The sequence below is a fragment of the Limnothrix sp. PR1529 genome (assembly GCF_002742025.1).
Classification (GTDB): Bacteria; Cyanobacteriota; Cyanobacteriia; order CACIAM-69d; family CACIAM-69d; genus CACIAM-69d.
This window is the reverse complement of the sequence record NZ_LIRO01000033.1, coordinates 22332-28331: the sequence shown is the minus strand read 5'-3', so window position 1 is coordinate 28331 and position 6000 is coordinate 22332. Positions and strand designations below refer to the sequence as shown.

The following is a 6000-nucleotide window of genomic DNA, read 5'->3' as shown; positions in this document are numbered from 1 at the left end:
GGGGCAACCGCGCTGCTGGGCGGTGGGGGCGGGGTCACCACCGCGCCGGGTTTGGGATCGTTGGCAAAGCTGGGGCGTGGCGGGGCCGTGGCAATTTGGGTGACGATGTAGCGAACGGCAATCACCCCTCCGGCAGCCAAAAAGGCGATCGCGATCGCGATACCACTAATGAGGCTGACCAGCCCGCGCAATAGTTTCCACAGCCAACGCACGATCGTTTGCGACTCCCGATGAGGATCAACCACCAACCTGTCCAAAATATTTCGCTAACCGATCTAGCCCAGAGATTTAGCCCAGATATCTAGCCAGCCTATCTAGCCAGAGATTTAGCCAGATATCCAGTCAGCTATTTAGCCAGGATATCCTGCGATTCAGCCCGTATTTTCCCCTAGAACCCGTTCTGATCAGGGCGGAAATTCGGCCAATTTGGCTAATGCAGCTCGTTCAAACCATTCAGCCCGATCAATCCAGAATTAGCCCGAGAAAGAAGACAAGCCGCCTAAGGTGGTTGATCGGGATGCTAACCGCGCTTTGCCCGCGGCCGCCCATTGCTGAAGCGCTTCGATCTGCTCGCGGGCCGTGCGAGCCAGAGGCACAATTTGGCTAACGGCGGCCACGATGTCATCGGTGGTGAAATCGCGGTTTTCGCTGAAGCCAATGTGCATCGCTTCCACGATCGCCTGTTCAATTTCGGCCCCGGAAAAGTCCGGTGTTTCGTAGGCCAGGCGATCGAGGTCGTAGGTTTTGAGATTGTGGGGGCGCAGTCGGCTTAAATGCACCTCAAAAATTTCGCGGCGCTCCGGCTGGCTGGGCAATCCCACAAAAAAGATTTCGTCAAATCGCCCTTTTCGCAACAGTTCTGGCGGCAAGGACTGGATATCGTTCGCCGTGGCCACCACAAAGACCGGCGATTGCTTTTCCGCCATCCAGGTGACAAACGTGCCAAAAACCCGCGAGGCCGTGCCGCCGTCGCCCTTGCTGCCCAATCCGGCGAAGGCCTTGTCGATTTCATCGATCCACAGAATGCAGGGGGCGAGGGCTTCCGCGAGCTGAATGGTTTGGCGAGTGCGGGATTCAGACTCACCGACCAAGCCGCCAAACAAACGCCCCACATCCAACCGCAGCAAGGGCAAGTGCCAATGGTGGGCGATCGCCTTGGCCGTCAAGGATTTGCCAGTGCCTTGAATCCCCACCAACAACAGCCCCCGGGGATGGGGCAGGCCGTATTGGCGGGCCCGCTCTGAAAATGCGCCCCCACGCCGCAGGAGCCAGGCTTTCAGGTTGTCTAGGCCACCAATGTCGGACATTTGTTCCGTGGCGGGGCAAAAGTCCAAAATTTGGGTTTGGCGGATCGATTGGCGCTTTTCTTCCAGGATCAGATCCATGGTTTCGGGGGGCAGGTTGCCGTTTTGGGCGATCGCCCGGCCCAACACCCGCCGCACCCGATCGAGCGAGAGGCCTTGGCTCGATCGCACCAAGTCTTCTAAGTCTCGTCCTTCCAAGGTTTGGCCCGTGGCGGTCGCTAGCCGTTGCACCTCTTGGCGCAGTTCATCGGCGGCGGGCAGGGGAAATTCCAACACTGTCAGCACTTCGCTGAGGTCTTCGGGAATTTGCACCTGCGGGGAAAGGAGCACGATGTTTTTGGGTTGGGCCTTGAGCGATCGGGCCAAGTTACGCAATTTGCGGGCGATCGCAATATCATCCAAAAATCGATGAAAATCTCGCAAAATAAAGACCCCCGCCGCTGAATCGGGGAATTTCTCTAAAAATTCCAGCGCTTGCAGCGGATTGCGCTTGGCCGCTCCCAAATCATTGGGACTGCCGCTGTAGCCTTCCACAAAATCCCAAACATAGACCCCACGATTGCCCTGGCTTTGGGCACATTGGGCGATCGCCTTTTCTACCCGCTCCTCTTCGGCGGTGGGGATATAAATCAGCGGATAGCGGGCCCGCAATAGCAGCGAAAATTCCTGAAAAAAATTCATATTAATGACCTACTCGCCAGCGGCCGAGTCCGAAATGCTGAAATTGGCTCTAGGGCGCTTGCACGGCTTCTCTGCCCGCAATTCAGCATACCGCCTCTATTGTTGAGGCGTGTGTTGTGGCATGTGTTGCGGCCTGGGTAGGCGGCCCAATCCTGAGGTTGGTTGTCAAATGGCTCAAGATCCCAACTCCACCGTTAGCGGATCGTGGCGGATGAAATCGTTGAACCCGATCAGGGCTGCTATCAGCTAGTCCACAATTAAACCGTCGCGAATTTGAATTTTGCGTTGGGTGCGATCGGCGATCGCTAAGTCGTGGGTAATCAGCACAATGGCAATTTATTGCTGATGCAATTGATCAAATAAATTCATCACTTCTTGGGTGGTTTGGCTGTCGAGAGCACCGGTTGGCTCGTCCGCTAACAGTAGAGATGGCTGATTGATCAACGCTCGGGCGATCGCCACCCGTTGTTGTTGTCCCCCCGACAGTTGATTGGGCCGGTTATGGAGTCGATCGCCCAACCCCACACTCACCAAGGCGGCTTCGGCACGGGCCCGGCGATCGGCTTTGGGAATGCCAGCATAGACGGCCGGTAGCATCACATTTTCCAGGGCTGTGGCGCGGGGCAACAGATTAAATTGCTGGAAAACAAAGCCAATGCGTTGATTGCGAATGTAGGCTAATTCTGTCGGATTCAGCGCGGTTAAGTTGCGATTTTCAAAGGTGTAGGTTCCTTCGGTGGGGCGATCGAGGCAACCAATAATATTCATCAGAGTTGATTTGCCCGAACCCGAACTCCCCACGATCGCTAAGTAGTCATTGGCGGGAATGTCCAAATCAATGCCCTTCAAAATCGGCACGCTGGTTTCGCCCAGTTGATAGCTTTTGGTGATGTTTTGGAGCGTAATCATGGGGAATTACCTCACTCGCTGCGGAGGGCAGTAATTGGGTCGAGTCGGGCAGCATTGCGAGCAGGAATTACCCCCGCCGCCAAGCCCACCAGCGTGGACAGCCCAAACCCGACTACCACAGCACCCCCTGAAATCACCAAGGCAAATTGAAAAGCCGTAGCCGCCACCACGGTGACACCAATGCCCAACACAATCCCGATCGTGCCGCCTAGGACAGAAATGGTGACGGACTCCACCAAAAACTGACTGAGAATGGCGCGATCGGTTGCCCCAATCGCTTTGCGAACCCCAATTTCGCGAGTGCGTTCCACCACCGAAACCAACATAATATTGGCGATGCCGATGCCACCCACCACCAAAGAAATCGCCGCAACGGCCACAATGGTGGTGGTGAGTAATCCCAAGATAGTGGTCAAGGTTTTGAGGATATCGGCCTGGTTGGTGACGCGAAAATCATCATCGGCGGGCGACATGATTTTGTGGCGCAATCGCAAAATATTGGTGACTTGAAACTTTAAGGTTTCTAACTGCGATTCATGCTGACTTTTAATAAAAATGCCATTCACAGAAATGCCTGTCAGCGCATTTCTACCGATCGTGCGGGCTGACATGGTGGTTAGGGGAATATAAACCGCATCATCACGATCCTGTGGCCCCTGGGAACCCTTAGCCTCCATCACGCCGATCACTTTGTACAGTTCACCGCGAATGCGGATTTTTTGACCAATGGGATCGATATCCGCCGGAAACAAATTCCGCTGCACTGTGGGGCCAATCACCACCACTGAAGCCGTTTCATCGAGTTCCGATTGGCGGAAAAAACGTCCCACTTGCGGATAGGTATTGCGCGCATCCGGAAAGCTTAAATCTGCGCCATAGGCTGTGGTGGATGTGTTGGTTTGGTTGTAAACCACCTGCACAGGCCGTTGTAAATAGGCCGCAATGACGGTGGCTGAGGGTGCTTGCTGGGCGATCGCCTTGGCATCTTCCCAGGTGAGGGTGCTCACCGATCCCATGGCTTGCACCACGCCACCACTTTTCGCCGAACCAGACATCACCTGCAACACATCGGTTCCAAGGCTGCGAATGCTGTCTTCCGTGGACTTTTGCACGCCCTGCCCGATCGAGGTAATGGAAATCACCGATGAAATCCCAATAATCACCCCCAACATGGTTAAGGCGCTGCGGAGCTTGTTATTCCAGAGGGATTCGATCGCCATTTCCATGATGTCGATCGCCGAAATTGTGAAGCGATTAGGCTTTGCTTGGGTCATGGCAACATTCACCAGCCATTGGATAGGATCAGTCCCGATCGGTTAGTTCAGACCGACCGAATTTCAGCAGTCAAAATTGCAGCCCAAAATCCTAGGGAGGCGGTGGCGCTTTGGGCAGAATACTGAAACCTTTTGAGCCAGAATCCAAATTGCTGGGCGGGCTGACTAAAACTTGCTCATTACCCTGTAATCCGGTCTTCACTTCGGTGGAGCCTTCGACTGTCACGCCGGTTTCAATCTTGCGAAAAACCGGATTACGATCGGCTCCTAAAATATAGACACCTTCACCCTCCGCTCGGCGTACCACAGCCGCATTAGGCACGAGTAAAGCACTGGCAAGTTGCCCAATTTCAAACTCAGCTTCGACATTCATGCCTGCTTTTAACTGGTTCGATCGGGCATCATCAATCGCAATGTAAACTTCAAAGCTCGTCACATTTTGCGAGACCGTTGCCTTCGGTGCAATTCGGGCAACACGACCCCGAAATTTTTGACCAGGAAAGGCATCGACTTGAATACTCACAGGCTGATTGAGGCGAATATTGCGAATTTGCGCCTCGGCTAAATTCACCACCACTTCTTGGCGATCGCTGGCCAAAATCAAAATCGAAGAAGAAGAGGCCGATTCGCTGCCGCCCGCGACCGATGGGCTAACGAACGAACCCACATCGGCATATTTCTTAATCACAATTCCATCAAACGGAGCGGTGATTTTGGTGTCTTGCAGTTGGGTTTGAATCGATCGCAAATCACCACGCGCCGACTGCACTTGGGCCTTGGCTTGGGCAACATCTTCCACACGGCTGCCTGCTTTGAGCAGCGCAACGGCTTGTTGTTGTTGACGCACGCGAGCGATCGCTTGGGCGATGTCCTCTTGGCGATTGCCGGCCTGCTGGAGCGCTAGGGCTTGGGCCGCCTCGATCGCCTGTCGTTGCGCCACCTCATAGTCCGTGCGTTTTTGGTCGAGGGTCTGAGCTGAAATTGCCCCATCCTGGAATAGCTCCTGATAGCGCTGGTAGTCGGACTCGCGCTGCTTGAGGGTGGCTTGGGCTTGCTGCGATCGCGCCACTGCCTGGGCAATTTCCTGGGGGCGATTCCCCGATCGCAACATTTGCAACTGGGCCTGGCGCTCTGCCAGTTGGGCTTCTGCTTGGGCAATGTCTTGGGGGCGATTGCCTGCCATCAGCCGCGCCAAGTTGGCCTGCTGCTGGGCGAGCTGGCCCTGGCGCTGCATGAGCTGGCCTTGTAAATCCGCATCGTCCATGAAAGCGATCACTTGGCCCTGACGCACCCGATCGCCTTCCTTCACCAGCAGCGCTTTGACAATACCCGCCGTCTTGGGGCCGAGGTTAATTGATCGCTCCGCCGCGATCGTTCCATTGGCGGCGATCGTCACGGTCACGGTTTGGCGGTGCACCGGCTGCGTCAACATCACCGTGGTTGAGCGATTGCCCCCCGTCAGTTGAGCCGCCACACTCCCCCCACCAAAGAGCAACAGCGGTACGATCGGCAGCCCCCACTTGAGCCAGCGCCCGCGATCGGAGGGCTGCTGAGGTTTGGCGGTGGGCCGGTTGCCAAGGAGGTTGGCAGCGCCGGACAGTCGAACAAGTCTAGAACGGAGATTGGATAAGACGTTTGACACAATCGGGTTCTCCAGATAAGCGCTGGGGGACTGTCTGAGGGGCGGCCTCAATCACGGCCTTGAATCATCAAGAAGTAGACGGAGCGATCGGGGCGGGATCCTTGAGCGATCACCTTGGGATTAAGCGCGATCGCAAAGCGTTTTGAGCGGTTGGTCGGGGACGGACGTTCATTAAAAGTTAGTACTTACT

Annotated in this window: 3 protein-coding genes and 2 pseudogenes; all 5 read right to left on the bottom strand. The window is 55.4% G+C overall.

The genetic code is table 11. The features are described 5' to 3' along the window. A pseudogene (locus AMR42_RS05105) lies at positions 1-245 on the bottom strand (hypothetical protein); the annotation flags it as partial. Between the two features lie 228 nt (positions 246-473). Next, positions 474-1985 carry an AAA family ATPase gene (locus AMR42_RS05100; RefSeq protein ID WP_099532380.1) on the bottom strand — a complete coding sequence of 504 codons (1512 nt, stop codon included), beginning with the start codon at positions 1983-1985 and terminating at the stop codon, positions 474-476. Positions 1986-2231: 246 nt separating this feature from the next. Then, a pseudogene (locus tag AMR42_RS05095) lies at positions 2232-2894 on the bottom strand (ABC transporter ATP-binding protein). 11 nt (positions 2895-2905) lie between these two features. Further along, positions 2906-4168 (bottom strand): ABC transporter permease, encoded by a 1263-nt coding sequence (locus tag AMR42_RS05090; protein ID WP_199858092.1) that lies wholly within the window; start codon positions 4166-4168, stop codon positions 2906-2908. A 91-nt stretch (positions 4169-4259) separates the two neighbouring features. Next, positions 4260-5810: an efflux RND transporter periplasmic adaptor subunit gene (locus tag AMR42_RS05085; RefSeq protein ID WP_234406628.1), complete on the bottom strand. Its 1551-nt coding sequence runs from the start codon at positions 5808-5810 to the stop codon at positions 4260-4262. Positions 5811-6000: the final 190 nt, after the last annotated feature.